Below are 3,414 nucleotides of genomic sequence, written 5' to 3'. Positions count from 1 at the left end.
CGTTTGCCTTTATATCGCCCACTTTCTTTTGTCACGGGTGCAACACCAATGAGAGATGCCGCTTGTTTGTTAGTTATATAGCCCAGCTCAGGGACGTTACTGATGATAGATGCTGCCGCAATGCTGCCAATGCCAGGCACGCTTTGTAAGAGCGTATTTTTAGTCTGATATTCAGGGCATGCTTCAATCAACTTCACGAGTTTTTGYTCRATGTTGGTGATTTGATTTTTCATCGCAGTGAGCATGGGKTTGATGGTTGAATGCAAGGTTTTGGGCAGTATCTGCAAGCGGTTCTTTTCCATCGTTTGCATAGATAGGAGCTGGTTTCTCCTGATGACTAAGTCACTCATTAGACGTATATTTTCCGCCTTGATAATGGTGATTTCAGGCTTAATGGCGTCGCCATAATGTGCRATTAACTCAGCATCTAAGCGGTCATTTTTCGCTCTGCGGCCAATGGCGCCGGCGAAGCGTTTAATGTGCACAGGGTTGGCGCGTACGATGGGTAAATTGGCTTCAATACAMGCGAGCACAAAGRGCATTTCTAATCGGCCAGTGGCTTCAATGATGATGCGCTCAGGCTGATATGGCTTGATGRTTTTCAATGCATCTTTAATGCCTTTATCAGTGTTTGGCACAGAGAAGAAGTGYGCAGTTGGTCTGACGTAGATGTCGAGTTGCGCTTTGCCGGTATCGACGCCGATGTAGATGTTTTGATTGGATGCAGTATTCATAATAAGCTAACTCTTGTTTGCGTAATACGGGTTCGAGACCCAGTCGAGTATTCGAGTTTGGTGCTTGGAGTTCTAAGGTGCGTTCATGTTTGTTATCGGTCTCTCGACAGAGGAGCCAGCGTTCAATCGAACTGCACATTAGAAAGCTTTAGTTGCAGCTAAAGCNGATGTAGATGTTTTGATTGGATGCAGTATTCATAATAAGCTAACTCTTGTTTGCGTAATACGGGTTCGAGACCCAGTCGAGTATTCGAGTTTGGTGCTTGGAGTTCTAAGGTGCGTTCATGTTTGTTATCGGTCTCTCGACAGAGGAGCCAGCGTTCAATCGAACTGCACATTAGAAAGCTTTAGTTGCAGCTAAAGCCTGGGTCTCACTTTACCCAAATACGGGTGAGATTATCCATACAAACAATTTAAGCGTGATTCAGCACGCTTGGCATTCTCAGTTTGGGTTAAGTTTAGTGATTAAGGTTGTCTATTTAATTTTTGTGGACGCGTGCTTCACACCTTAATTGGGCGTTAAGTTTCTAGAAAAGTGTTCGGGAAGAAAGGAAATGTAATGAAAAAGATTTTTTTAACTTCATCTTTCGTGGATGTGGCAGATTTATTCGTGGAGTTCGCCGAGGAAAAATGCGCAGGAAAAACTGTTACATTCATACCTACGGCGAGTCTTGTCGAAGATGTTACATTTTATGTGGATGCTGGCAAAAAGGCCCTTGAAGAACGCGGGCTAATTGTTGACGAACTTGAAANATGTTACATTTTATGTGGATGCTGGCAAAAAGGCCCTTGAAGAACGCGGGCTAATTGTTGACGAACTTGAAATTTCAACGGCAACCAAAGAAAAAATAGATAGTACGCTCAAAAAGAATGACTATATCTATGTTACTGGTGGTAATACCTTCTTTCTCCTTCAAGAGCTGAAAAGAACAGGCGCGGACACAGTTATATCTGAACAAGTAAATTCAGGGAAAATGTATATTGGTGAGTCTGCTGGTTCCATTGTGCTTTCACGCAATATTGAGTATGTAAAAGAAATGGATGACTTCACTGCCGCGCCGAACATTGGCACGTTTTCATCATTAGGAATGATTGATTTTTATCCGGTTCCTCACCATAAAAACTTCCCATTCAAAGAGTCAGTCGAGAAAATCATTTCTAGTTATAAGGACGAAATAGATCTTTGCCCCATTAGCAACACACAAGCGATTGTCATACATGACAATAAATTTGAAGTCTGGGGTGAAAAAACATAACAATTTACTGCATTGGAAAAATAACTCGCTGACGCTCGTCATTTTCCGGTGAGTAAAGCGTTAGTTTCATGGAAGATATATGAACAATTTGGAATTGTTAGAACAAGCCTTACATAGTGGGGCAATAATTCATCAACCTCATGCGTTGAAAGCATTTTTATCAGCAAATTTCCTCGCTAAACGTTTTGGTGAAAATGACAAAATTTTTTCTCATACGTCTATTTTGATGGCTAATGATTCAGTTTTGGTACAGCCTACATATGAGGAATCTGTTCAAGCACCAGCATTACAAGACTTTCGTATTCAAAGAATACTGAATCGTGGTATTTATCCCGCAGCTTATCAAGCTACTTTTCAGTGGTATCAAAACAAAGGTTTTGATGAGATTTTTCGCCACTTTGCCACCAAAGCAGCATCTGCCAATGAATACTTATCCCACAATGTGACGATATTGCTTGCAATGAATAGTGTCTATAGGCAATTGAATGAACATCAGATCCCAGCCTTTCTTAATCGTTTTACAGAGTTCGTTACGTCAACGTTTTCAAATATAGATAACGTTAACTCGAAACCAGTGCCAGTAAAGGCCAGTCTCTCAGATGTATTATTATCTTGTATTGAGCAGTTTGGTTTCTTTGGACACAACTTGATCACTTTGGCTTGGCTATTACGTTGCAAAGATCAGTTATTAACATCGCTGTATGAAGCAATGCTGTCAAACTTATATGTTCAGGCCAATAGTCCTTTGGAAGACCCCGAAGATGAAATCGATCAAGTCATGTGGGGGCAATGCAAGGCTGAGCCGGGTATAGAATCGTTTGAATCACGTATAAATTGCTTAATCTTTGATTACACGTCAAATTTGCATCAAATCACATTTGCTGATGCTCTATGCTTGTTACAATCTGAGTTTCCGCAATATACGGCGGATTTAAATAGAATAGCGCAATATCAATGTCTTGTTCTTAAAAAATGAAACTAACAAACGAGTATGTCGTCAATCCTAAATTTTAGCGAGATTTTTATCCCACATCACGCCGTCTCTAAGCATCGAATTTAAGATCACTACCATCTTGCGCACACAGGCAATAATGGCGACTTTTTTCGGCTTTCCAGCGGCGACTAATCGGGTATATGTGGCTTTAAAAACAGGATTACATTGCATCGCAGACATCATCGCCATATACAACACGGTACGAACTTGAGCACGTCCACCTTGGATCACTCGTTTGCCTTTATATCGCCCACTTTCTTTTGTCACGGGTGCAACACCAATGAGAGATGCCGCTTGTTTGTTAGTTATATAGCCCAGCTCAGGGACGTTACTGATGATAGATGCTGCCGCAATGCTGCCAATGCCAGGCACGCTTTGTAAGAGCGTATTTTTAGTCTGATATTCAGGGCATGCTTCAATCAACTTCACG

Annotated in this window: 5 protein-coding genes; 3 read left to right on the top strand and 2 right to left on the bottom strand. The window is 41.4% G+C overall.

What is annotated here, in order from left to right:
- The coding region (locus tag BZG81_RS15370; protein WP_077677816.1) for an IS110 family transposase at positions 1-734 on the bottom strand (734 nt) is incomplete at its 3' end.
- A gap of 559 nt (positions 735-1,293) precedes the next feature.
- Between BZG81_RS15370 and BZG81_RS15745 the strand changes: the two genes are divergently transcribed.
- The 3 genes from BZG81_RS15745 to BZG81_RS15360 all read left to right on the top strand — a co-directional run bounded on the left by BZG81_RS15745 (position 1,294) and on the right by BZG81_RS15360 (position 2,966).
- Positions 1,294-1,527: a Type 1 glutamine amidotransferase-like domain-containing protein gene (locus BZG81_RS15745; RefSeq protein ID WP_198533672.1), complete on the top strand. Its 234-nt coding sequence runs from the start codon at positions 1,294-1,296 to the stop codon at positions 1,525-1,527.
- Positions 1,502-1,990: a Type 1 glutamine amidotransferase-like domain-containing protein gene (locus tag BZG81_RS15365; RefSeq protein WP_198533671.1), complete on the top strand. Its 489-nt coding sequence runs from the start codon at positions 1,502-1,504 to the stop codon at positions 1,988-1,990. The genes BZG81_RS15745 and BZG81_RS15365 overlap by 26 nt, the downstream gene beginning before the upstream one ends.
- Before the next feature lie 79 nt (positions 1,991-2,069).
- Positions 2,070-2,966, top strand: coding sequence for a hypothetical protein (locus tag BZG81_RS15360; protein WP_077677815.1), 897 nt, complete (start codon positions 2,070-2,072; stop codon positions 2,964-2,966).
- 27 nt (positions 2,967-2,993) lie between these two features.
- Here the strand turns inward: BZG81_RS15360 and BZG81_RS15740 are convergent.
- Positions 2,994-3,414: transposase (locus BZG81_RS15740; protein ID WP_198533670.1), on the bottom strand; the 421-nt coding region annotated here is incomplete at its 5' end.

The sequence above is a fragment of the Salinivibrio sp. MA607 genome (genome assembly GCF_001996245.1).
Lineage (GTDB): Bacteria > Pseudomonadota > Gammaproteobacteria > Enterobacterales > Vibrionaceae > Salinivibrio > Salinivibrio costicola.
Note: the sequence above shows the minus strand (reverse complement) of the source record. Positions and strands in the feature narration are given on the sequence as shown.

Excerpts from the sequence above, each read along its gene's own strand:
- BZG81_RS15360 (WP_077677815.1), top strand. The coding sequence starts at position 2,070 with ATGAACAATTTGGAATTGTTAGAACAAGCCTTACATAGTGGGGCAATA.